A 23,278-nucleotide genomic window follows, 5' to 3' on the forward strand; every position below is an offset into this window, starting at 1 on the left:
CCAACTCGACGACTTCTGCCACGGCCTCGGTCGCCGCGACGTACTCGCGCGGCGGCAGCACCCGCAGCGCCGCCATGTCGTCACAGAACAACGTCACCTCGCGGGCCGCGAGGTCACGCCAGTCCACGCCGTCGCGATCGGCGCGTTCGAACAGCGGATCGTCGACGTCGGTGACGTTCTGCACGTAGTGCACCTCGTGGCCGAGGTCCAGCCACAGCCGGTGAATCAGGTCGAACGTCAGGTACGTGGCGGCATGACCGAGATGGGTGGCGTCATAGGGTGTGATCCCGCAGACGTACATGGTGGCGGTGTCATAGAGTCGCAGTTCCGGTCCGCGACCGGGCAGAGCCGGTGGCGGTGTGAACGGCCAGGACTGCATACCGTCGACTGTAGGGTGTGCGTTCAACTCGCCAACCGAATGGCACCCAGCAGCACGTCAGCCAGCTCGGAGCGACACATCAGAAAGTCGGGCAGATAGGGGTCGGGCCGGTTGTAGACCAGCTCGGAGCCGTCCAGCCGGGACGCGTGCATACCCGCGGCCAGCAGCACGGCGGCCGGTGCGGCCGAATCCCACTCCCACTGCCCGCCGGCGTGGATATACGCGTCGGTGTCGCCGCGCACCACCGACATCGCCTTGGCCCCGGCCGAACCGATCGGTACCACTTCGATGTCCAGCCGATTGGCCAGCCGGTACAGCACCGCAGGCGGGCGGTTGGCGCTGGCGGCGATGCGGATCGGCCCGGAATGCGCAGACTCATCAGCGCGGACGGTATCGCTTCGGTACAGCTCACCCATCGCGGGTAGCGCGACCGCGGCGTCGGTGATCGCACCGCGCGAACCGCCGTCACGCCGCCACAACGCCACGTGCACGGCCCAGTCGTCGCGTCCGGGTGTGGAGAATTCACGGGTGCCGTCCAGCGGGTCGACGATCCACACCCGGTCGGCCTGCAACCGGGTCAGGTCGTCGTAGGCCTCCTCGGACAGCACCGCGTCACCGGGCCGCTCGGCATGCAACCGCCGCAGCAGCAGCGAGTTGGCCCGGCTGTCGCCCGCGTCACCCAGCAGCCACGGATGGCCGAACCCCACCTGGTCGCGGACCGCCAGCAGCAGCTTTCCGGCATCGGCGGCCAGGTCGGCGGCCAGCGCCGCGTCGGTCAGATCCGGGCTCACCCGATCCAGTATTGCTCAGGCTTTCGCGTTGATGCGATGAAGGGGCGGGGCCTCCGCTCCTTCATCGCATCAACGTTGCGACGAAACTAAAACGCCGGCCAGGGAATGGGCCGATGCCGGTCCGGGCTGGGCATCACCGGATTGTTCAGCAGCACTCGGGCGCGACGGCATAGCGCCGCGATTTCGGCGGCGGTGATGTGCCCGGCCAGCTCATCAGCGAGCGGGCCGGCCAACGCGTCGACCAGCCGGGTCACCGCGTCCAGGATCTCGTCATCGACAGGCTTGCCGGCCCAACCCCACAACACCGTGCGCAGCTTGTCTTGAACATGCAGACACACCCCGTGGTCGACGCCGTAGATTCGGCCGTCGGTGCTGCGCAGGACGTGGCCACCCTTGCGGTCGGCGTTGTTGATCAGGATGTCGAACACCGCCATCCGCCACAGCCTGATGTCGTCGGCGTGCATCAACACGACTTCATCGCCCGCGTAGTCGTAGGCCTGTAGCACTGGCAGATAACCCGGACGCAACCTGCCAGCTGGAAACAGATCCACCAGGTCGGGGCCGGAGTCGGCGTCCAGTTCTCGCGCGTCGGGTGTATCGCCGGGTTGATCGATCCACTGTTGCAGCATGCCACGACCGGCCGGTCCAACCCGAATGATGGTGTAGGGCACGATGTTCCAGTCCAGCTGCGTCGACACCAGGTAGGCGCCGAGTTCGCGGCCGGCCAATGTGCCGTCGGGAAAGTCCCACAGTGGCTGCTCGCCGGCGATCGGCTTGTACACGCAGTGCACGCTGTGCTGGCCAAGTGTTGATTCGCAGATAAAGGTGGCGTTGCTCGCCGAGCGAATGCGTCCCAGCACGGTCAGCTCGCCGCGCCGCAGCACCTCGCGATCGTCAGTCCTCGACGTCATCGTCAGACCCCAACACAGCGCTACGCCGGTAGCCGTTGGTGCGCGCACAGATGTGCCCGTCGGGGTCCAGCGGTTCGTCGCACAGCGGGCATGGCGGACGCCCCGCTGAGATCACCCGCGTGGAGCGGGTGGCGAACTGCCGTGCCGACTCCGGTGTCAGGAACACCCGCACCGCGTCGGGACCCTCGTCGGTGTCGTCGAGCACTACCGACGCGTCGAACTCGGTGTCGGTGACTGCCAGCAGTTCGACCACCACGGTCTGCGCTTCGGAATCCCAGCCCAGGCCCATGGTGCCGACCCGGAACTCGGCGTCGACCGGCGTGATCAGCGGGCTGAGGTCGTCGACCTCGCTGGGTTCCGGCGGCACCGGTGTGCCGAATCGGCGATTCACCTCGATCAGCAACGCACCGATGCGCTCAGCGAGCACCGCGACCTGCTGCTTTTCCAGCACCACCGACACCACCCGGGCGTCGTGCACCGCCTGCAGGTAGAAAGTGCGGTTCCCGGGCTGCCCGACGGTCCCGGCCACGAAGCGGTCGGGTGTCCGGAAAACGTGGATTGCACGAGGCATGGTAGCTCCAAAATACCGGCTATTGCCGCTGCGTCGTAATGCCTTAGCGGTCAGCGGGCCATCGGACTCAGTCGGTCGAACCGCCAACCACGGCGTCGCCGGGCGGCGGCTCACCGTCCTGCTCACCGGTCGCCGAACGCGTGGTCGTCACCGCCGACGACAGCCGCGCACCGGTGTGGTTGACGTGCAACACGAACGGGCGTAGTTGGGTGTAGCGGATCACACTCATCGACGCCGGGTCGGCCATGATCCGCTGGAAGCCGTCCAGGTGCAACCCAAGCGCGTCAGCAACCACTGCCTTGATGACATCGCCGTGGGTGCAGGCCAGCCACAGCGCGTCACCACCGTGCTGCTCGGCCAGCCGCCGGTCGTGCTCTCGGACCGCGGCCACCGCACGCGCCTGCACCTGCGCCAACCCCTCACCGCCGGGGAACACCGCCGCGCTGGGCTGAGCCTGTACCACCGCCCACAGTGGCTCTTTGGTCAGATCGGCGATTTTGCGGCCGGTCCAGTCGCCGTAGTCCACTTCGGCCAGCCGTTCATCGGCGAGCGGTGCCACGCCCAGCGCCTCGGCGAGCGGTTCGACGGTGCGGCGGCACCGCAGCTGCGGTGAGTGCACCACCGCCCGGATCGGCAGGTCGGCGATGTGATCGACCAGCTCGGCGACCTGGCGGCGGCCCTTCTCGTCGAGGTCGACTCCATCGGAACGGCCGGCCAGGATGTGCGCGGTGTTGGAGGTGGACCGCCCGTGCCGCAACAGGATGACGGTCATGTCGGGCTCAACGCTCCGGTCGCCAGCAGGATCAGCACACCGATCCCGACGACCACCCGGTAGCCGACAAACCAGTACATCGGGTGCCGGAGCAGGAACCGCAGAAACCACGCCACCGCGGCCAAGCCGACGACGAACGCGATCGCGGTGGCCACCGCCAGCTGTGGGCCCGTCGCGCTCATCCCCTCACTTACCGGGTGAAAAGCGTCGGGCAGCGAGAACAACCCGGACGCGAACACCGCCGGAATGGCCAGCAGGAAGCCGAACCGGGCAGCCAACTCCCGGTCGAGTCCCATCGCCAATCCAGCGCTGATGGTGGCCCCGGACCGCGACACGCCGGGGACCAACGCCAGCGTCTGGGCGATCCCCACCACGACGCCGTCGCGCCAGGTCAGCTGGTCGATGTGACGGGTCTGTCGCCCGAGGTACTCCGCGGCGGCGATCACCGCGGAAAACACCACCGACGCCGTCGCCACCACCCACAGGTTGCGCACACCCGTGCGGATCTCATCGGTGAACAGTAAGCCCAGGACGCAGATCGGGATGGTCCCGATGATGACGTACCAACCCAGCCGGTAGTCGGCAGTGCGATTCTCGGTGGCGACCAGGCCGCGCAGCCACGCAGTGACGATGCGCACAATGTCGCGCGCGAAGTAGACCAACACCGCGAGCTCGGTGCCCAGCTGGATAACGGCGGTGAACGACGCGCCGGCATCGCGAGCGAACAGGATGCGCGACGCGACCGCCAGGTGTCCCGACGACGAGACCGGCAGAAACTCGGTCAGCCCCTGGATCACGGCCAAAACGATGACCTGCCACCAAGACATCGCCGGCGCCGCAGTCACGACGACGACCGTACCTGTTGCGCGGGGGCGAACTACGCGACAGCCAGCGCAACCGAATCCCGCACCGCAGCCGCCAGGCTGCGCTCGTCGCTGACGTCGATGTCGACGACGCTTCGCCGCTCGGTCGCCACCACGTCCTCGGGCTGCGGGACCGGCCCGCTCAGCCTGGGCCGGTACACCTCGACGAGCAGCCACTGACGTTCGATGCGGAAAGCGAAACTGCGACCATCACCGACCTGACCGAACCCACTGGCCAAGACCTTGCCGGAGAAGACGCCCGTCCACATGTCCTCGATAGCGAAATCGCAATCGTCCCATCGGCGGTGTTGAGTGAGGGTCATGCGCCGACCCTACCTCTGCGCGACCGCCGCACATGGACGACGGGGCCGGGTCGCACCCGACATTGTTCCTTACAATCGGACCCCGATTCGACATCCCGTCGCATAGTGAAGAAAGTTACCCATTGCCGTCAGACTGTAAACCCGGTGAACACCCAGCTCGCCGCCATATCGCCGGCCTGCTGCTGGTGTTGACGCTGGTCACGGGGTGCGGGTCGAAGCCGCTCGATGACTCGCCACCAACGATCCAGCCGGCGCATCCGGCCGAATCGCCGCCGGTATCCAGTCCTCCGGCCGGTGTGGTACGCCCGCTCGGAGGCCATCCGCGGGCCGCGATATTCGACAGCCGCACCGCTGCACTCGCAGTGCTGGTCCCCGGGCCGGACCCGGCTGCACCGGCGAGCCTGGCCGTACTGGGTGCCGACCAAAACCCGCCCCGCAGCATCGAGCTGCCCGGGCCGGCGACGGCACTGACCGGTGACGGCGCCGGTACGGTTTTCCTGTCCACCCGCGGCGGTTACTTCGCCGTGGATCTGTCCGCCGGCCGGGTCGCCCGCGTCGACATCGGCGAAGCGCAAAACGTGGAGTTCACCGCGATCGCCCGGCGCGCCGACGCCACGATGGTGCTGGGTACCGCCGACGGCATGGTGTACACGCCTGCCTCCGGAACCGCCGCCAACCGGACGAAAATCTATGCCCGAGTGGATTCTCTTGTGGCGCAGGGAAATACCGTGGCGGTCTTGGACCGCGCGCAGACCTCGGTCACCACGATCGGCGCCGACGGCACCCTCGGGCAGGCGCTCCGCGCCGGCCAGGGCGCCACCACCATGGCCACCGATCCGCTGGGCCGGGTACTGGTCATCGACACCCGCGGCGGCCAACTGCTGGTGTTCGGTGTCGACCCGTTGATCCTGCGTCAGGCCTACCCGGTACGGCAGGCCCCATACGGCCTGGCCGGGTCCAAGCGGTTGACCTGGGTGTCGCAGACTGCGGCCAATTTGGTGATTGGTTACGATCTGGACACCGGAATCCCCGTGGAAAAGGTACGTTACCCAACCGTGCGGCAACCCAACTCGCTGGCCGTCGACGACACGTCGGACACGCTGTACGTCGTGTCGGGTTCCGGTGCGGGAGTCCAGGTGATCGAGCACGCGGCGGGTCCGCGTTGACGGCGGCACGATGGGCCCGGTTGCCGGCGGGATGGGACGCCGAGATGTCCGACGATTACGAGTGGGTGCCGCTGCGCCTGCCGCCGGAGGTGACCAGGGTCAGCGCGTCCACCCGGCTATCCATCGAAGCCGAGTACCGCGGCTGGGAGTTGACCCGGGTACGGCTCTACACCGACGGTAGCCGTCGGGTCTTGTTGCGCCGCAAGAAATCTCGCGTTGACAGCGAGCGGTCAGCCGACCAGCCGGGACTGTGAGCCACCCGATGTACGGCGCGCTGCGCCGGGTGCTGTTTTTGCTGCCCGCCGAACGCATCCACACGATGGTGTTCGCGGCGCTGCGGGTCGCGACCGCCGCAGCCCCGGTTCGCCGGCGAATGCGCCGGCTATTGGCGCCGATCGACCCCGTGCTGGCCAGCACCGTGTTCGGTGTGCACTTCCCGGGACCGTTGGGGCTGGCCGCGGGCTTCGACAAGGACGGCCGCGGACTGGATAGCTGGGGTGCGCTGGGTTTCGGCTACGCCGAGGTGGGAACGGTCACCGCGCACGCGCAGCCGGGAAACCCGCCCCCTCGCCTGTTCCGGCTACCCGCCGATCGCGCCCTGCTGAACCGGATGGGGTTCAACAACTCCGGCGCCGGCACGCTGGCGTCCCGGCTCGCGCGCCATCGCCCCGACGTGCCGATCGGGGTCAACATCGGCAGGTGCAAAGGCACCCCGCCCGAGCGGGCCGCCGATGACTACCGGGCCAGCGCCCGGCGCCTCGGCCCGCTGGCGTCATATCTGGTGGTCAACGTGAGCTCGCCGAACACGCGGGGGTTACGCGATCTGCAGGCAACCGCCGCGCTGCGGCCCATCCTGTCCGCCGTGCTCGAGGAGACCTCGACGCCGGTGCTGGTCAAGATCGGGCCGGATCTGGCCGACGCCGATATCGACGACATCGCGGATCTGGCGGTCGAGGTGGGTCTGGCCGGCATCGTCGCCACCAACACCACGGTGTCGTACGACGGTCTGGCCACACCCGGGCTCGACACGCTCGGCCCCGGCGGCATCTCCGGGCCCCCGCTGGCCCCGCGGGCCACCGAGGTGCTGCGCCGGCTCTACGACCGGGTCGGCGATCGGTTGGCACTGATCAGTGTCGGCGGCATCGAGACCGCCGATGACGCCTGGGAGCGCATCACCGCGGGCGCGTCGCTGCTGCAGGGCTATACCGGCTTCATCTACGGCGGCGGGCTGTGGGCCAGACACATCCACGACGGCATCGCCCGTCGGCTGCACGACGGCGGGTTCGCCTCGCTGAGCGAGGCCATCGGCTCGGGTAGCGCTGAACGTGACGGGCCGCTGGGTTAGTTTGCGCCTTCTTACCCGTGCCCCGCTTGACGACCCTGTTGTTGCCGCTCCGGGGTGTCGGCCTCACGCTGCATCCGCGCGCGAAACCAGCTCGGTGTCGCTGTCCGTCGAGCTCCTCTGATCACGCGATCGCGTTGACCGCGGTCTCCAGTTTGGATTGGAACGACTTCGGCACCGGAATGTATCCATACTGGTCCAGATCATCTTGGCCGGCGCCGATTGCGGCCTGCATAAACGCTTTTACCGCCGGGCCGGTCGCGGGATCCGGATACTTCGAGCAAACGATCTCATAAGTTGCCAGCACGATCGGGTAGGCGCCGGCTTGTGTCGGCTTGTAGAACGACGACGTGTCCAGCACCAGGTCATTGCCCTGTCCCGCGAACTTGGCCCCGGCAATGGTCTTGCCGACCGAGTCTTTGGTGATCGACACCGGATCCGGACCTGCGGACGTGATGATCTGGGCCATGTGCAACTGACGGCCCACCGCGAACGACCACTCGTTGTAAGTGATCGACCCGTCGATGCTCTGCAGGATCGTCGATGTGCCATTATTGCCCGCGGCGCCCTGACCGACTCCGCCGTTGAAGGTCTGGCCCGCGCCTTTGCCCCACGCACCGTTGGATGCGGCGTCGAGGTATTTCTGGAAATTGTCTGTGGTACCTGACTTGTCGCTGCGGAAGACGACGTGAATGGGCGTTGAGAGCAGGGTCATGCTCGGATTGAGCGCCTTGATCGCCGGGTCATCCCAGCTGGTGATGCCGCCGTTGAAGACCTTGGCCGTCGTGGGCCCGTCCAGGTTCAGCGAACCCACGCCATTGAGGTTGTAGGTCACGGCGATCGGGCCGAACACCGTCGGCAGATTCCACGCCGGCGAACTGCATCGCGCCGCCGCCCTCTGCGGCTCCCCCGTCGATGAATCCAGCGCCACGTCGGAGCCCGCCAGATCGGTCTGGTTCGCGACGAACTGCTCCACTCCTTTGCCGGAGCCATTTGCGGCGTAGTCCAGCGTGGAGCCCGGGCACGCCCGGATATAGGCGTAGACAAATTGTTCTATCGCGTGTTGTTGCGCGGTCGAGCCGCTGGCATGGAGTTTCGTCTTACCGCCGCAGTCCACTGGCGCCGACTCGGCACCGGATCCAGACGATCATGGTGAGGCATTTGTATTGGTAACGCATGCCGACAACACCAGTGCGCCGGCGGCCAGGAGGCTCAGTGTGGTACCAGGTCGGTTGAACTTCACGAAACTCCTCCGAAGAGCCAGGGTGACGAACACACTCACTTCACCACCGAGCCGACGCCTTAACCCGCAGATGCGCCGCAGCTCGGCAACAGAACGATGAGCTTACCCGTGAAGTAGTTAAAAGTAGACATTTGCCTATTTAAATAGCATTTAGTTCACGAAATTGATGAACTCTGGCGGGCCGCCGCGCAGACGTCGAAGGTCACCGGCTGATGGCGCTACCGCTGTTCGTAGGTGCCGTAGATGACTGCCCGCGCAATCGCGTGCTGGAACAGGTTGAAGCCGAGGAACGCGGGGCTGGCGTCCTCGCCCAGCTCGAGTGTGTCGACGTCGACCGCGTGCACGGTGACGTAGTAGCGGTGCGGACCGTGGCCAGGTGGCGGCGCGGCGCCGACGTAGCGACGCATACCGGCGTCGTTGACCAGGGTGATCGCGCCGCCCGGCAGCTCGCGGCCGTCACCGACGCCGTCGGGCAATTCGTTGACATCGGCGGGAAGGTTGGCCACCGCCCAGTGCCAGAACCCGGACAGGGTGGGGGCGTCGGGGTCGTAAACGGTGACCGCGAAGCTGCGGGTCTGCTTGGGGAAGCCCGACCAGCTCAGCTCCGGGCTGACGTCTTCGCCGCCGGCCCCCATGATGCCGCTGATCTGTGCGGTGGCCAGCGGCTGTCCGTCGGTGAGGGACGCCGATTCCAGATGAAACGACGGCAGCTTGGGCAGCGTGGCATACGGGTCGGGCGGTGCGATCATGGTCAGTCCTCTCGTGTCGCCTAGCAGTGTGTCAAAAAGTGTGCTAGCACTCCGGTACCGAACTTCAACGCGTCGACGGGTACCCGCTCGTCGACCCCGTGGAACAACGCGGCGAAATCCAGTTCCGGCGGCAACCGCAACGGGACGAAGCCAAAGCAGCGAATACCCAACCGCGCGAACGCTTTCGCGTCCGTCCCACCGGAGAGCATGTAGGGCACGGTCCGGGCCCCGGGATCGGCCGCCAGCAGGGCGGCGTTCATCGCGTCGACCAGGTCGCCGTCGAACCCGGTCTCGTACGACGGCAGCGACGTGATCCACTCCCGGGTCACGTCAGGACCGATCAGCTCATCGACCTCGGCTTCAAACGATGCTTGCCGCCCGGGCAGCACACGGCAGTCGACCGTGGCCTCGGCCATGGCCGGGACGACGTTGGCCTTGTAGCCGGCCCGCAGCATCGTCGGGTTGGCGGTGTCGCGCAGGGTGGCCTTCAGGATTCGGGCAATCGGTCCCAGCTTGTCGATGGTTCCCTCCAGGTCGGGGGAATCGGCGTCGAAACTGTGCCCGGTCTCGTCGCCGACCGCGGCCAAAAACTGCACGACGGTGTCGGTCAGCACCAGCGGGAACTGGTGGCGGCCCAGCCGGGCGACCGCCTCGGCGACGGCGGTGACGGCGTTGTGGTCGTGCACCATCGAACCGTGGCCGGCCCGGCCGCGCGCGGTCAATCGCATCCACTGCAGCCCCTTTTCGGCCGTCTCGATCAGATACAGCCGGCGCTCCCCGCCGTCGCGGCGCGGCACCGTCAGTGAGAAGCCGCCGACCTCGCCGACCGCCTCGGTGACGCCGTCGAACAGGTCGGGTCGATTGTCGACCAGCCAGTGCGACCCGTATTTGCCGCCGTTCTCCTCGTCGGCGACGAACGCGAACACCAGGTCGCGGGGCGGGACAATCCCGGCGCGGCGGAACTGGCGGGCGACCACGACCATCATGCCGACCATGTCTTTCATGTCGACCGCTCCGCGGCCCCAGACATAGCCGTCCGCCACCGCGCCGGAGAACGGGTGCACACTCCAATCGGCCGCCTCGGCGGGCACCACGTCGAGATGACCGTGGATCAGCAGCGCGCCGCGGGAGCTATCGGCACCCGCGAGCCGGGCGAACACGTTGCCACGGCCGGGGGCGCCGGACTCGACGTACTCGACCTGGTAGCCGGCATCCTGCAGTTGACCGCCGACCCACCGGGCACACTCGGCCTCACCTTTGGTGGTCTGCACGTCGCCGGTGTTGGTGGTGTCGAACCGGATTAGCCTGCTGACCACGTCCACCACTTCGTCGGCCAGGTCGAGGCCAGCATGGGTTGGGACGGTCACAATCACCTTTCCTACCATCGGAAGGGCCCGCAGGGTTCATTGGCGGCGACCCGCCGCACTCGGCTCCGCCGAGCTTGCGATCGCCGCTGGGTTTGGGTCCGGCCCCGCCGATCCGATAGCCTTAGCTGCCAAATTGGTTGGCTTGGTCCGAGTGGCGGAATGGCAGACGCGCTAGCTTGAGGTGCTAGTGCCCTATTACTGGGCGTGGGGGTTCAAGTCCCCCCTCGGACACTCCTCTGCGAATCCGCATGCTGCACAACAGGCTTCGAAACAGACCGGACGAGTGCGACATCCAACATCGCCTGGAAGCCGCGCCGACTTCGAGGTCGCACGATACGACACAGCCCGAAGCGGTTTCACCTCGCCGCTGCCCGGGAAGCCCTAATCGAGCACACGGTCCCGGTCGGTCGTAGGCTTGGTATGGCCGGCACGGCAAACAATTGCGAGTACGACGCATGAACCCATCGGGTGGCTTTTTGCGGCGGGAATCCCGACGCACGTTCAGTAACCGCAGGGAAGCCGGTCGAGTACTGGCCGAGCAACTGGCGGCATATCGCGGCCAAAAAAGGCTGCTGGTGCTCGGGCTGGCCCGTGGTGGGGTTCCGGTCGGCTGGGAAGTCGCCGCGGCGCTGGACGCCGAGTTGGACGTATTCCTGGTGCGCAAGCTGGGTGTGCCACAGTGGTCCGAACTCGCGATGGGCGCGTTGGCCAGCGGGGGCGGCGTCGTGATGAACGACGACGTGGTCTCGAGCCTGCGCATCAGCGACGAGCAGGTGCGCGCGGTGATCGATCGTGAGACGGCGGAGCTCACCCGGCGCGAGCAGGCGTACCGCGGCGACCGGCCGGCAGCCGACCCGCACGGCAAGATCGTGATCCTGGTTGACGACGGCATCGCCACCGGCGCGAGCATGCTGGCTGCGGTGCGCGCGCTGCGCGCCGCCGGGCCGGAAGCGGTCGTGGTCGCGGTCCCGGTGGGGCCGCCGTCGGCGTGTCAGCAACTGGCGCGGGAGGCCGACGCCGTGGTCTGCGCAACCATGCCACCCGATTTCGAGGCGGTGGGCCAGGTGTTCGCGGACTTCCATCAGATCACCGACGACGAGGTCCGCGAATTGCTCGCCACGCCGACGGTGCGCGAGTGAGCATCGCCGCCGGCTGTCGCCAGCAGGCCGTCGGCCCCGATTAAGCCTTCGGCTCGTCGCCGTCGTCGGCGTCGTCGTCGGAGCCGGAATCCGCCGATCGCACCGGAACCTGTTCGCCGCCCGCCTCTTCGGTGCTCTCGTCGTCCTCGCCGGAGGCGTCCTCGGGATAGTCCGTGTAGTGCACTTCCTGGGTGCCGGCATCGCCCGCGGCGCTCACCTGGTCATAATCCGCGGTAACTTCCTCGGCACGTGGCTTGGGACCGTCCTGCCCGGCGGCATTGGTGGCGGTATCGGTCTGATGCCGCTTGCGTTCTTGCAGGGCATCGATAACCAGCAGCACCACACCGATAACACTGGCGGCGATGCACACCCACGCCACCAACTCATTGCTGGTGACGACCGCGAACACCAACGCGGCAAGGCCTATCACCGCTAAGACCAGCGCGATTATCAGCATCGGTTAACCTCCAGCCGGCGGGTTGGGACACCTAGACAACCGAGACTGCACGGTACCAACCACCGGCCCGGCACATTCGATCCAGTTAGTTATTACCCCGATTGAACTGGTTGAATCCCCCGGCTTCGTTGGTTGCGCTGGAGTCGACCGGCGCGGCCGATCCGCGCTGTCCCAGCTCCTCGAGCTGCGACTCCAGGTAGGTCTTGAGCCGGGTGCGGTACTCGCGTTCGAAGGTGCGCAGCTGTTCAAGGCGGCCTTCGAGCACGGTGCGCTGTTGATTGATGGTGCCCATGATCTCGGAGTGCTTGCGTTCGGCGTCGGCCTGCAACGCATCGGCCTTTTCCTGAGCCTGGCGCAACTGGGTCTCGGAGCGGGTCTGCGCGTCGGTCAGCATCGCGTCGGCTCGCTGCCGGGCGTCGGCGACGGTGCTGTCGGCTTCGCGCTGGGCGTCGGACAGGATCTGGTCGGCGTTGGCGCGGGCGTCGGCCAATAGTTTGTCCGATTCGGCCTTGGCCGTGCCGGTCAGCCGGTCGGCGGTGTCCTGGGCCAGGCTGAGTACCCTGGCGGCCTTGATCGCCTGTTCCTCGCTGACGCTGGCAGCGGTCGCGGCGACCGCGGGCTCCGGCGCTTCGTACGCCGGTTTGGCCGGTGCGGGTTCCGGCTCGGGTTCGTGCACCGGCATGGCCTTGGTGGGTTCGGCGCTGCCGCCGGCCTGGGTGCTGGCCAGCTCCTGGTCCAGCTCGCTGACCCGCTGACGCAGATCCGAGTTCTCCTCGATAAGCCGGATCAACTCGGTCTCAACCAGGTCGAGGAAGGCGTCGACCTCATCTTCGTTGTAGCCACGCTTGCCGATCGGCGGCTTACTGAACGCCACGTTGTGGACGTCGGCTGGTGTCAGCGGCATTATTTGCCCCCTCGGGTCTGGACCGGTCAAACCGACCCCGCAGAGTGTAGATCGGTATGAACAGTGTGGTAGCTGTAGTGCAACTGCCGCCCATCCTGTCACAACAGACCCGCCGGTTGCCTATCGGTCGATAATTAAGACCGAATTTCACAGTTTAAGAGGACACAAATCGTGGCTCAACAAACAAATGCCGCGGATGGAACCGTCTAAAGCGCATTGGCAGAGGCGGTCGCGGCTCACCCGTGATAAGCCAGCGCCTGATCCCAGGCGATGAATGTCACCAATAGCAACACCATAATGGACAGGTCGAAACGGATTGCACCGATAGTGAGCTGCGGTATGAGCCGGCGCAGCAGCTTCACTGGTGGATCGGTGATCGACATGATGATCTCCAGGATCACCGCGGTGGCCCCGCGCGGGTGCCAGTCGCGGCTGAACGACCGGATGAACTCGATGACGATGCGAGCGATCAGCAGCAGCCAGAAGATGAACAGCGCAAGGCCCACGATCTGAATGAACTGCGCCAACTAAAGCCGACCTTACTGGTGTGGATGTGACAGTCACGGCAGCGCCGACTGCGACCGGCGCTGCGCTAGCCAGCCTACCGGGTCCGGCGGTTACTGGTAAGCGTAGAAGCCGGTTTCGGCGATTCGGCGGCGTTCCTCCGGAGACACGTCGACATCGGCGGGTGAGAGCAGGAAGACCTTGGTCGCAACCTTGTCGAACGAACCGCGCAGCGCAAACGCCAGCCCGGCCGCGAAGTCGACGAGTCGCTTGGCATCGGCGTTGTCCATCGACACCAGGTCCATGATCACCGGGGTGCCGTCGCGGAAGCGCTCGCCGATGGTGCGGGCCTCGCTGTAATCCTTGGGTCGCAACGTGGTGATCTTCGACAGCGGGTGACCCTCGTCGAACAGCATCGCCATCCGGCGCGGATCCATCGCCAGCGCGCCACGGGTGGACGCGCGCAACGAGCCGAATCGCGGCCGGGACAATTCGCTCCGGTCGTAGTCGCGCGGCCCGAACCGGTGGTCGTCGCCGTAGCTGCCGCGGTAGCTACCCGGCGGGTAGTCACCCGGTTCGCCGTGCGGGTCGTCGTACTCGCGCCCGTCGAAGCGGCCGTCATAGCGGCCGTACCCGTCGTCGGCGAACCGGTGACGGGGGTAGCCGCGGGCGGGACCGCGGTCGTCGTCGTAGTACTCGTCGTCGTAGTCCTCCATCGGGGCCATACCGAAGTAGGCCTTGACCTTGTGCAGTGTGCTCATCGCTGGACCCTTCTGCCTCGGTGTCTGTGATGAAAATGTGACGGGAGTGACTATTCACGGTGACGGTAACGGTCGCTGACCCAATAACGCGGTACCGACACGCAAACAGGCCGAAGCATGTTTGAGCGCGCATTCCAGGTCGTTTGACATGCCGGCCGACCGTCCCGCCGCATTCGGATGGGCCCGGTCTCCGATTGCGGGCGCTCGAAGGCCGCATCTGGATCTCACTGAAACGGCGGGATACCCATCAACCCAACAAGTTTCGAAGACTCGGCGGTCAACGGACCGGCCGATTCTGATTCCCGGCTCACGGCGCTCAATCCATCCACACCACCGACGCCAGGCGTCCGGTCGGCGCGCCGCGGCGATGACTGAACAAATTGACGTCTTCCACTGTGCAGCGCGGGTCGATGTCGATCGCGATGACTCCCAGAGTGTCGAGTTGGCGAGCAATTCCGGCGCGCAGGTCCAGTCCGGGAGTGCCGGCCGAGGTGGTGGTACGGCTACCCGGCAACGTCGCTTCGACGTCGTCGGCCATAGCGGCGGGCACTTCGTAATTGCGGCCGCTGACCGCCGGGCCGAGCAGCGCGGAAACATCCTCGACATGCGCACCGACGGCCAGCATCGCCTCCAGCGCGCGAACCACCACGCCGTCACGCGCCCCGACGCGACCGGCGTGCACGGCGGCGACCACTCCGGCGCGCGCGTCGGCCAGCAGCACCGGCACGCAATCGGCGGTCAGCACGGCCAGCGCCAGCCGCGGCGTACCGGTCACCAGGGCATCGGTGCCCACCTTGCCGCCGACCGCGGCGCACTGCGGTCCGTCGACCACGGCAACCCGGTCGCCGTGTACCTGATTCATCCAGATCACCCGGTCATCGGTCATCCCGATCACCGCGGCCAGCCGGGCCCGGTTGGCGGCCACCGCGGACGGGTCGTCACCGACGTGGTCGCCCAGGTTGAAAGTGTCGAACGGCGCCGCCGAGACGCCGCCCGCCCGGGTGGTCGTCACCCGCCGGATGCGAACGCTCACCCGCCCAGTATCCGGCACGCGCAGGTGGGCTAGCGGCGCATGAATGGCGGCACGTCGACGTCCTCGTCGTCGTCACCCCCGATGTCCAGGGTGGAGCCGTTGGTCGGCAGCGGCACGCTGATCGCGTCGGCGGGCTCGAACAATGGCGAGCTGACCTTGCCTGCCTTGGCCGACGCGATGGGCTGGGCTTGATTTGCCCCGACGACCGGCTTGCGGCCGGGCCCGGTGGCGTCGAAACCCGCCGCGATCACGGTGACCCGCACCTCGTCGCCGAGCGAGTCATCGATGACGGTCCCAAAGATGATGTTGGCGTCCTGGTGAGCGGCGTCCTGCACCAGCGAGGCGGCTTCGTTGATCTCGAACAGGCCCAGGTCGCTGCCTCCCGCGATCGACATCAGCACACCCTGCGCGCCTTCCATGGAGGCTTCCAGCAGCGGCGAGTTGATCGCGATCTCGGCAGCCTTGAGCGCCCGGCCATCGCCGCGGGCTGAGCCTATGCCCATCAGCGCGGTGCCGGCGCCGCTCATAATGCCCTTGACGTCGGCGAAGTCGACGTTGATCAGCCCGGGGGTGGTGATCAGGTCGGTGATGCCCTGCACCCCGTTGAGCAGCACCTCGTCGGCGCTGCGGAACGCGTCCATCAACGACACCGCGGCGTCGCCCATCTGCAGCAACCGGTCGTTGGGAATCACGATGAGCGTGTCGCAGCTTTCCCGCAGCGTGGTGATACCCGCCTCGGCCTGGTTGCCGCGCCGGTTGCCCTCGAATGAGAACGGCCGGGTCACCACACCGACGGTGAGCGCACCCAGCTTGCGGGCGATGGTCGCGACGACGGGTGCCCCGCCGGTGCCGGTGCCGCCTCCTTCGCCGGCCGTGACGAACACCATGTCGGCGCCGCGGAGCAGCTCCTCGATGTCGTCCTTGGCGTCCTCGGAGGCCCTGCGGCCGACCTCCGGGTCGGCGCCGGCGCCCAATCCGCGGGTGGAGTCGCGCCCGACGTCGAGCTTGACGTCGGCATCGCTCATCAACAACGCCTGCGCATCGGTGTTGATCGCGATGAACTCAACACCTTTGAGGCCTTGCTCGATCATCCGGTTGACGGCATTGACGCCGCCACCGCCGATACCGACGACTTTGATGACGGCCAGGTAGTTATGCGGGGGGGTCATCATTGAAGTCTTCCTCCCTGGTGGGATTGGCGTAGTGCCGCCTTATCTGCTGGGCAAACCCTCAACCTCAACCAGAGGCTTAGAGTTATGTCAAGTAGTTCCGCGCAACCAAAACGGTAGGACCACCACACCGGCTATCCGTGCAGGCGCGCCGACGCGCCGCAACTTTTTCTCAGCGCGCCGCGAGCGTCACGGTGGAGCAACGCTCGACGCCGAGCGTCACGCGGGAGTGACGCGCTGGCCGGCCCGCCCTATTTGACCGTCGGCAGGTCGGGGCTGGACACGTCGTAGGTCCGCCCGGGCTGGGTCAACAATGCCGCCAGCTTCTCGGCTTTTTCCGCGGTGCGATCCGTGGTCCCCCAGATCACCGTGCGTCCGTCGGCCAGCGTGAGGGTGATCGAGGCCACCGACGGAGCCGCGATCCGGCCCACCTGAGCAACCACCTCGGGACGCAAGGCAAGCAGCACCTCGAGCGCCGCCTTGGTCGCCGGATCGGTCGGACCGGGATCGGCGACGTCGATGTACGGCAGCGCCGGTGGTGGTGGGGCGGTCGCAAAGTCGACGCCGTCGCGGTCGTAGAGATGCGGACCGTCGGGAAAGTCCTTGACCACCACCGGAACCCGTTCAACGATGGTGATTCGCAACGCCGACGGGTACTGGCGCTGCACCCGGGCGCTGGCCACCCGGCGGATCGCCGCCACCCGGTTGGCGACCTGGTCGGTGTTGATCTGCAGCAGCGGCGTACCGAGCCGGACCCGAGCCACATCAAGTACCTCGTCGCGGGTCACCGCCCCGGTTCCGGAGACGATGATGCTGCGTGCCGACATCACCGGCGTGAAGTAGAGGATCAGGCCGAGTGCGACGACCACCGCACTGAGGACCAGCGTCGCCAACGCCACCTTCAGGCCCCGAACCGCGCCCCGCGGGACGGGTTTCGGCTCGGGCCGTCCGCGGGCTTTGCGTTTGGCAACACGTCGGGCCTGCTCGATCGCCGTAGCGCGCGCCTGCGCTGCGCGGCGCTCGGCGCGTTCCCGGCGGGCCTGCCGGCGCGGTCCCTCGACCGGATCCGCCGCGCCCGCCCGGTCGGGCGCCGCGGGTATCGGTTCGGTGACAGTGGTTTCCGCTACCGGGTCGCTCACTGCCTCGCCTGCCGGGCCGCCGTTCGGTTCGCTCACCACAGCACCCCCGACCGGCCCGGCGCGCTGCGATTGGCGCGAAGCCGCAGCGCGGTGACGATCTCCGGGCCGAGCATCGTCACGTCGCCGGCGCCCATCGTGACTATGACGTCGCCCGGCCCGGCGGCGGCGGCCACCGCGTTGGCGACTGCCGACAAGTCCGGCAGATAGTGCACCGGCACGCTGACATGCTCGGCGACGCTCGCGCCGCTTACACCCGCGAGGGGTTGTTCGCGAGCGGCGTAGACGTCGAGCACGAAAACCTCGTCGGCCGCATTCAGGGCGGCGCCGAATTGTGCGGCAAAAGTCTTTGTCCGCGAATACAAATGCGGTTGGAACACCACCAGCGACCGGGCGGACCCGCTCTGCTGCAGCAGGGTGCGGACGGCTGCCAGCGTCGCGCTGATCTCGGTCGGATGGTGGGCGTAGTCGTCGAACACCCGCACCGACCCGGCGATCCCGATCAACTCGAACCGCCGACGAACGCCCTCGAAACCGGCCAGCCCATCCAGTACACATTCGGGTTCCGCGCCGATCTCAATCGCGGCCAGCAGCGCCCCCAACGCGTTGAGCGCCATGTGTCGACCGGGCACCGACAGCCGCATCACCCGCGGGTGGACTTCACCGGGCAGTGCGACGTGCGCGACCGCGCCGGTGCCCTGCTGTTCCCAGGACAGCAGCGTTCCGGCCAATGCGTCGGACCCCTCGGGCGACGAGCCGTACCGCAACACTCGAATCCCCAGCGCCGCAGTCCGTTCGGCCAGTGCCGCTGCACCCGGGTCGTCGGAGCACACGACGACCGCTCCGCCGGGGGCGAGCCGCTCCGCGAACGCGTCGAACACCGCGGTGTAGGCGTCGGCGCTGTCGAAGAAGTCCAGGTGGTCGGACTCGATGTTGGTGACGACGGCGACATTCGGCGTGTACTCCAGCAGCGAGCCGTCACTCTCGTCGGCCTCGGCGACGAAATATTCGCCACTGCCATGGTGCGCGTTGGTGCCGGCCTCGCCGAGTTCGCCGCCGACCGCGAAGGACGGGTCCAGCCCGCAGTGCTGCAGCGCGACGATGAGCATCGACGTCGTGGTGGTCTTGCCGTGTGTGCCGGTGACCATCAGTGTGGTGCGCCCGGCCATCAGCTTGGCCAGCACCGCCGGCCGCAGCACCACCGGGATGCCGCGGCGCCGGGCTTCGACGAGCTCGGGATTGGTCTTCGGGATCGCGGCATGGGTGGTGATCACCGCGGTGGCGCCGCCGGGCAGCAGGTCCAGCGACGACGCGTCGTGGCCGATCCGGATCAGCGCACCGCGAGCGCGCAACGCGCGCACCCCCCGGGACTCCTTGGCATCCGACCCCGATACCAGCCCGCCGCGGTCAAGCAGAATGCGGGCAATCCCCGACATGCCCGCTCCCCCGATGCCGACCATGTGCACCCGCCGCAGCTCCGGCGGCAACGGCGCGGTCATCGGCGCCCCCTGCCCGCTTCGTGCGCCTCTTTTGCCAGGTCCAGCGCGACCTGAGCCACCCGTCGGGCCGCGTCGCGGTGCCCGACCCGTGCCGCCGCGGCCATCATCGCCGCCAGCCGCGACCCATCACCAAGCAATCCGGCCACCGTGTCGGCCACGAAACCCGGTGTCAGGTCGGCGTCGGCGACCAGCAGGCCACCACCGGCATTGACCACCGGCAGCGCGTTGAGCCGCTGCTCACCGTTGCCGATCGGAAGCGGCACGTAGACCGCCGGCAATCCGACGGCCGACACCTCGGCGACCGTCATCGCCCCGGATCGACAGATCGCCAGGTCGGCGGCCGCATAGGCCATATCCATCCGGTTCAGGTACGGCACGGCCACATACGGCGGATCGCCAGGCCGGGTGGGCCGCAGGTCGAGGGTGTTCTTCGCGCCGTAAGCATGCAGCACCGACACCCCGGCGGCGGCCAGATCGCCGGCGGCCGCGGCGACCGCCCGGTTGATCGACGCCGCCCCCTGCGAACCGCCGAACACCAGCAGCACCCGGGCATCCTCGGGGACCCCGAAGTGGGCACGGGCCGCGGACCGCAGCGCCGCGCGATCCACTGCGGTGATCGCCGCCCTTACCGGCACGCCGACCACCTCGGCATCCGGCAGGCCGGAATCGGGCACCGCGGCGAGCACTCGCCGCGCGCTGCGCGCACCCACCCGATTGGCCAGTCCGGCGCTGGCGTTGGCCTCGTGGATCACCACCGGGACGTGCCGGCGCCGGGCAGCCAGGTAGGCCGGCAGCGCCACGTAGCCGCCGAAGCCGATCACGACGTCGGCGGCGACGTCGTCAAGCACGGCTCCGGTTTGCCGGATGGCACGCACCACCCGCACCGGCAGCCGGGCCAGGTCACTGCCGGGTTTGCGCGGCAGCGGAACCGCCGTGATCAGCTCGAGCCGGTAGCCGCGCTCGGGCACCAAGCTGGTCTCCAGCCCACGCTGGGTGCCCAGCGCGGTGATCTGGACCTGCGGATCCAGCGCGACCAGCGCGTCGGCGACGGCCATCGCGGGCTCAACGTGGCCGGCGGTGCCACCGCCGGCCAGCACCACCGACACCGACGTGCGGCCGGACCGGGCCCTCGAGTCGTTGCCCCGCCCGCTGGCCGGCTGCCTGATGCAGTCGTTCACCCGTAACGTTGACCTTCCAGTGCGGGAGCACGCCCACCACGCCCATGACGCTGGGCGGTGTAGCGCTTGCGATCGCCACGTCCATGATGCACCGACCGGCGGGGCTGTCCCGGTCGCATGGCCCGGTCGGCCGCCGGCGTCCGATCTTGCGGCCGGGCCCGCAGGCGGTCACGCAGCGCCTCGACCCGGGTCGGCGCGTAGGGCTCGGGCAGCGGCAGCCGCAGCAGCCGGTTCATCCGGTCGTCGCGGCCGGCACGCAGCGCGGCCACCGCCTCCGGTTCGTGGCGGGCCGCGTTCGCCATCACTCCAATCATCAGAAGTGTTGTCGCGCTGGCTGTTCCACCGGCGGAGATGAGCGGCAGCTGCAGGCCGGTCACCGGCAGCAGCCCGATCACGTAGCCGACGTTGATGAACGACTGCCCGATCACCCACATTGTGGTAGTTGCGGTCAGCAGCCGCAGGAACGGGTCAACGGAGCGCCGCGCGATGCGCATCCCGGTGTAGGCGAACAACCCGAACAGCGCCAGCAACCCGAACGCACCGACGAAGCCGAGCTCCTCGCCGATGATCGCGAAGATGAAGTCGTTGTGGGCATTGGGCAGATAGTTCCACTTGGCGGTGCCCTGGCCCAGGCCGTCACCGAAGATACCGCCGTTGGCCAGCGCGAACTTCGCCTGTTTGGCCTGGTAGCCGGAGCCTTGCGAGTCGGCGGCGGGATCGAGCCAGGACCGCACCCGGTCGGACCGGTAGCCCTCCGACACCGCCAGGATCGCCGCCGACACAATGACCGCCAACAGCGAGCTGCAGAAGACGCGCAACGGCAGGCCGGCATACCAGAGCAGGGCCAACAGGATGATGCCCAGCGACACCGTCTGCCCCAGGTCGGGTTGGGCGACGATGAGGGCCAGCGCGATGACGGCCGCCGGCACCAGCGGCACCAGCATCTCCCGCAGTGACGCCCGCTCCATCCGCCGAGCGGCCAGCAGGTGCGCCCCCCAGATGGCAAAGGCGATCTTGGTCAATTCGGAGGGCTGCATCGAAAAGCCGGCGATCACGAACCATCCGCGGGAACCGTTGGCCATCTTGCCGATTCCGGGCACCAGCACCAACACCAGCAACACGATGGTGAGCGCGAAGCCGGAGAACGCCATGCGCCGCATGAACCGCACGGGCACCCGCAACGCGAGATAACACGCCACCAGCCCGATGACCGTCCACAGCACCTGCCGACCGAAAATCACCCACGCCGACCCGTCGTCGTCGTAGGAGCGCACCCCGGAGGCAGACAGAACCATGATCAGACCGAGGGTCGTCAATAGCGCAGCGACGGCGATGATCAGGTGAAACGACGTCATAGGCCGGCCGAGCCAGGCGCCGAACCGGGTCCTGGGCGCGGTGGCGCCGGATGCGGCGGATTCCTCCGCGATCTCAGGCGGCTGTCCGCCGTTGGTTCCCCGGCGTAACAACCGGGCCAGCGCATTGGTCACCGTCGCCTACCTGGCGATGGCGCGCACGGCGGCCGCGAACGCGTCGCCGCGCTCGACGTATCCGCTGAACTGGTCGAAGGACGCCCCGGCCGGCGCCAGCAGCACCGTGTCACCGGGTCTGGCCAGGTCTGCAGCGGCGGCCACCGCGGCGGTCATCACGCGAGTGCCGACCGTCTCGCCGGACCGAAGAATAACTCTGGTCACACGAGTAACAGGAGCCTCAGCAGCCGCATGCATATCAGCATCCTCGCCCGTCACAACCTGCACGACGGGGACATCGGGCGCGTGTCGCGATAACGCCTCGGCAACCTGGCCCCGATCACGGCCGATCAGCACCACGCCGACCAGCCGGTTCGCCACCCGGGCGACCGCCGCGTCGACCGAGGCGCCCTTCAGCAGACCGCCGGCGATCCACACCACCTGCGGGTATGCCAGCAGCGACGCTTCGGCGGCGTGCGGGTTGGTGGCCTTGGAGTCGTCGACGTAGCTGACCTGGCGGACGGTGGCCACCACCTCGGCGCGGTGCCGGCCCACCCGAAACGACGCCAACGCGTCGGCGATCGGCCCGGCGCCGACGTCGACGCTGCGGGCCAGCGTCGCCGCCGCCAGCGCATCGAGCACGCCCACCGGTCCGGGTACCGATATCGAGGAGATCGGCGCCAGGGCCAGATCTTCGGCGAACGCGCGGTCGACGAGCATGCCGACGCGGACACCGAGTTCGCCGGCGGCCGGCTCACCGAGCCGGAAGCCGACCCGAACGGGTGCGGGCGCGGAAACCAACAGTGCGGCCGCGCGGGCGTCATCCAGCCCGGCCACCGCGACGCGGCCGGTGAGCACGCGTGCCTTGGCGGCGGTGTAGTCGGCCATGTCGGCATGCCAGTCCAGGTGATCCTCGGCGATGTTGAGCACCACACCGGCGTCCGGCCGCAGCGACGGCGCCCAGTGCAGTTGGAAGCTGGACAGTTCCACCGCCAGCAGGTCGGCGGGTTCGCCGAGCGCGTCGAGCACCGGGTTGCCGATGTTGCCGCACAACTTGGCGTCAAGGCCCCCGGCGGTCAGCATCGCCTGCAACATCGACGTGGTGGTGGTCTTGCCGTTGGTGCCGGTGACGGCCAGCCAGCGCCGTGGCGGCCCGTAGTGTCCCGCGGCGTCGAGCCGCCAGGCCAACTCGACGTCCCCCCAGACCGGTACCCCCGACGCCGCGGCGGCGGTCAGCACCGGCGCGGTCGGCCGGAAGCCGGGACTGGTCACGACCAGCGCATAGTCGGTGATGCGCTCGGCGGCGGTCGACGGGCTGACCACCGGCGTCCCGGCGTCGGCGTGCCGCTGCCGGGTGACCGGGTCGTCGTCGCACAGCGTTGCCCTCGCATCCAGCGTGTCCAGCGCCGCCAGCACCGAGCGGCCGGTGACCCCGCCGCCGGCGATCAGCACGCGGCCGCCGGAGTCAAGCGGATGCATCGTCATGTGCGCCGCTCCTCCTCATCGCTTCGTCCCCAGCTTCGCGGGGGCCCACCGCATCGTCGCCGGCGCGGCC

General features: G+C 68.1%; 22 protein-coding genes, 1 tRNA gene and 3 pseudogenes. 5 read left to right on the forward strand and 21 right to left on the reverse strand.

The window, feature by feature from the left end; genetic code table 11:
* The 7 genes and pseudogenes from ACRDTL_RS16685 to ACRDTL_RS16715 form a co-directional block, all read right to left on the reverse strand.
* A pseudogene (locus ACRDTL_RS16685) lies at positions 1 to 379 on the reverse strand (cysteine--1-D-myo-inosityl 2-amino-2-deoxy-alpha-D-glucopyranoside ligase); the annotation flags it as partial.
* A gap of 23 nt (positions 380 to 402) precedes the next feature.
* Positions 403 to 1,170 (reverse strand): 3'(2'),5'-bisphosphate nucleotidase CysQ, encoded by a 768-nt coding sequence (locus ACRDTL_RS16690; protein ID WP_431507818.1) that lies wholly within the window; start codon positions 1,168 to 1,170, stop codon positions 403 to 405.
* Positions 1,171 to 1,256: 86 nt separating this feature from the next.
* A complete protein-coding gene (locus tag ACRDTL_RS16695; RefSeq protein ID WP_431507819.1) occupies positions 1,257 to 2,081 on the reverse strand; it encodes an SCO1664 family protein in 825 nt (274 codons plus the stop codon).
* Complete coding sequence (locus ACRDTL_RS16700) at positions 2,065 to 2,652, reverse strand: DUF3090 domain-containing protein (RefSeq protein ID WP_431507820.1); 588 nt, start codon at positions 2,650 to 2,652, stop codon at positions 2,065 to 2,067. The genes ACRDTL_RS16695 and ACRDTL_RS16700 overlap by 17 nt, the downstream gene beginning before the upstream one ends.
* Before the next feature lie 67 nt (positions 2,653 to 2,719).
* Positions 2,720 to 3,424, reverse strand: a complete 705-nt coding sequence (locus ACRDTL_RS16705) for a histidine phosphatase family protein (protein ID WP_431507821.1) — start codon at positions 3,422 to 3,424, stop codon at positions 2,720 to 2,722.
* Positions 3,421 to 4,251 carry an undecaprenyl-diphosphate phosphatase gene (locus ACRDTL_RS16710; protein ID WP_431507857.1) on the reverse strand — a complete coding sequence of 277 codons (831 nt, stop codon included), beginning with the start codon at positions 4,249 to 4,251 and terminating at the stop codon, positions 3,421 to 3,423. The genes ACRDTL_RS16705 and ACRDTL_RS16710 overlap by 4 nt, the downstream gene beginning before the upstream one ends.
* A gap of 50 nt (positions 4,252 to 4,301) precedes the next feature.
* A complete protein-coding gene (locus ACRDTL_RS16715) occupies positions 4,302 to 4,610 on the reverse strand; it encodes a hypothetical protein (protein WP_431507822.1) in 309 nt (102 codons plus the stop codon).
* Positions 4,611 to 4,786: 176 nt separating this feature from the next.
* On the opposite strand from ACRDTL_RS16715, the gene ACRDTL_RS16720 reads away from it, so the two are divergent.
* Genes ACRDTL_RS16720 through ACRDTL_RS16730 form a run of 3 tightly spaced genes read left to right on the forward strand, consistent with a single transcriptional unit; the run spans position 4,787 to position 7,121 of the window.
* Positions 4,787 to 5,776, forward strand: a complete 990-nt coding sequence (locus tag ACRDTL_RS16720) for a YncE family protein (RefSeq protein ID WP_431507858.1) — start codon at positions 4,787 to 4,789, stop codon at positions 5,774 to 5,776.
* A complete protein-coding gene (locus tag ACRDTL_RS16725) occupies positions 5,773 to 6,030 on the forward strand; it encodes a DUF5703 family protein (RefSeq protein ID WP_431507823.1) in 258 nt (85 codons plus the stop codon). Before ACRDTL_RS16720 ends, ACRDTL_RS16725 begins: the two co-directional genes overlap by 4 nt.
* Positions 6,031 to 6,038: 8 nt before the next feature.
* A complete protein-coding gene (locus ACRDTL_RS16730; protein ID WP_431507859.1) occupies positions 6,039 to 7,121 on the forward strand; it encodes a quinone-dependent dihydroorotate dehydrogenase in 1,083 nt (360 codons plus the stop codon).
* A gap of 121 nt (positions 7,122 to 7,242) precedes the next feature.
* On the opposite strand, the pseudogene pstS reads toward ACRDTL_RS16730, so the two are convergent.
* From pstS to ACRDTL_RS16745, 3 genes and pseudogenes are all read right to left on the reverse strand, one after another.
* Positions 7,243 to 8,361 (reverse strand): annotated as a pseudogene (pstS, locus tag ACRDTL_RS16735) (phosphate ABC transporter substrate-binding protein PstS).
* 218 nt (positions 8,362 to 8,579) lie between these two features.
* Entirely contained in the window at positions 8,580 to 9,110 is a 531-nt protein-coding gene (locus ACRDTL_RS16740) for a YbhB/YbcL family Raf kinase inhibitor-like protein (RefSeq protein ID WP_431507824.1), read from the reverse strand.
* Positions 9,111 to 9,130: 20 nt separating this feature from the next.
* Positions 9,131 to 10,495 (reverse strand): M20/M25/M40 family metallo-hydrolase, encoded by a 1,365-nt coding sequence (locus tag ACRDTL_RS16745; RefSeq protein ID WP_431507825.1) that lies wholly within the window; start codon positions 10,493 to 10,495, stop codon positions 9,131 to 9,133.
* A gap of 127 nt (positions 10,496 to 10,622) precedes the next feature.
* On the opposite strand from ACRDTL_RS16745, the gene ACRDTL_RS16750 reads away from it, so the two are divergent.
* Positions 10,623 to 10,708 (forward strand) — tRNA-Leu (locus ACRDTL_RS16750).
* Positions 10,709 to 10,923: 215 nt separating this feature from the next.
* Positions 10,924 to 11,616, forward strand: a pseudogene (locus tag ACRDTL_RS16755) (phosphoribosyltransferase); the annotation flags it as partial.
* Positions 11,617 to 11,656: 40 nt separating this feature from the next.
* Here the strand turns inward: ACRDTL_RS16755 and ACRDTL_RS16760 are convergent.
* The 11 genes from ACRDTL_RS16760 to murD all read right to left on the reverse strand — a co-directional run bounded on the left by ACRDTL_RS16760 (position 11,657) and on the right by murD (position 23,208).
* Positions 11,657 to 12,073 (reverse strand): hypothetical protein, encoded by a 417-nt coding sequence (locus tag ACRDTL_RS16760; protein ID WP_431507826.1) that lies wholly within the window; start codon positions 12,071 to 12,073, stop codon positions 11,657 to 11,659.
* An 85-nt stretch (positions 12,074 to 12,158) separates the two neighbouring features.
* Positions 12,159 to 12,977 carry a DivIVA-like cell division protein Wag31 gene (gene wag31 / locus ACRDTL_RS16765; protein ID WP_431507827.1) on the reverse strand — a complete coding sequence of 273 codons (819 nt, stop codon included), beginning with the start codon at positions 12,975 to 12,977 and terminating at the stop codon, positions 12,159 to 12,161.
* Positions 12,978 to 13,213: 236 nt separating this feature from the next.
* Positions 13,214 to 13,504 carry a YggT family protein gene (locus ACRDTL_RS16770; protein WP_431507828.1) on the reverse strand — a complete coding sequence of 97 codons (291 nt, stop codon included), beginning with the start codon at positions 13,502 to 13,504 and terminating at the stop codon, positions 13,214 to 13,216.
* Positions 13,505 to 13,594: 90 nt separating this feature from the next.
* Positions 13,595 to 14,242, reverse strand: a complete 648-nt coding sequence (locus tag ACRDTL_RS16775; RefSeq protein ID WP_431507829.1) for a cell division protein SepF — start codon at positions 14,240 to 14,242, stop codon at positions 13,595 to 13,597.
* A 316-nt stretch (positions 14,243 to 14,558) separates the two neighbouring features.
* Complete coding sequence (pgeF, locus tag ACRDTL_RS16780) at positions 14,559 to 15,275, reverse strand: peptidoglycan editing factor PgeF (protein ID WP_431507830.1); 717 nt, start codon at positions 15,273 to 15,275, stop codon at positions 14,559 to 14,561.
* 29 nt (positions 15,276 to 15,304) lie between these two features.
* Complete coding sequence (gene ftsZ, locus ACRDTL_RS16785) at positions 15,305 to 16,444, reverse strand: cell division protein FtsZ (protein ID WP_431507860.1); 1,140 nt, start codon at positions 16,442 to 16,444, stop codon at positions 15,305 to 15,307.
* A 251-nt stretch (positions 16,445 to 16,695) separates the two neighbouring features.
* Positions 16,696 to 17,619 carry a cell division protein FtsQ/DivIB gene (locus ACRDTL_RS16790; RefSeq protein ID WP_431507831.1) on the reverse strand — a complete coding sequence of 308 codons (924 nt, stop codon included), beginning with the start codon at positions 17,617 to 17,619 and terminating at the stop codon, positions 16,696 to 16,698.
* The gene (murC, locus tag ACRDTL_RS16795; RefSeq protein ID WP_431507832.1) at positions 17,616 to 19,079 is read right to left on the reverse strand and encodes a UDP-N-acetylmuramate--L-alanine ligase; all 1,464 of its coding nucleotides are present in this window, start codon (positions 19,077 to 19,079) and stop codon (positions 17,616 to 17,618) included. The genes ACRDTL_RS16790 and murC overlap by 4 nt, the downstream gene beginning before the upstream one ends.
* Positions 19,076 to 20,185, reverse strand: a complete 1,110-nt coding sequence (gene murG / locus ACRDTL_RS16800) for an undecaprenyldiphospho-muramoylpentapeptide beta-N-acetylglucosaminyltransferase (protein WP_431507861.1) — start codon at positions 20,183 to 20,185, stop codon at positions 19,076 to 19,078. The genes murC and murG overlap by 4 nt, the downstream gene beginning before the upstream one ends.
* Positions 20,186 to 20,253: 68 nt before the next feature.
* The gene (gene ftsW / locus ACRDTL_RS16805) at positions 20,254 to 21,732 is read right to left on the reverse strand and encodes a putative lipid II flippase FtsW (RefSeq protein ID WP_431507862.1); all 1,479 of its coding nucleotides are present in this window, start codon (positions 21,730 to 21,732) and stop codon (positions 20,254 to 20,256) included.
* Positions 21,733 to 21,750: 18 nt separating this feature from the next.
* Positions 21,751 to 23,208 (reverse strand): UDP-N-acetylmuramoyl-L-alanine--D-glutamate ligase, encoded by a 1,458-nt coding sequence (gene murD / locus ACRDTL_RS16810; protein WP_431507833.1) that lies wholly within the window; start codon positions 23,206 to 23,208, stop codon positions 21,751 to 21,753.
* Positions 23,209 to 23,278: the final 70 nt, after the last annotated feature.

Source organism: Mycobacterium sp. (assembly GCF_050700595.1).
In the GTDB taxonomy this organism is placed as follows: Bacteria; Actinomycetota; Actinomycetes; order Mycobacteriales; family Mycobacteriaceae; genus Mycobacterium.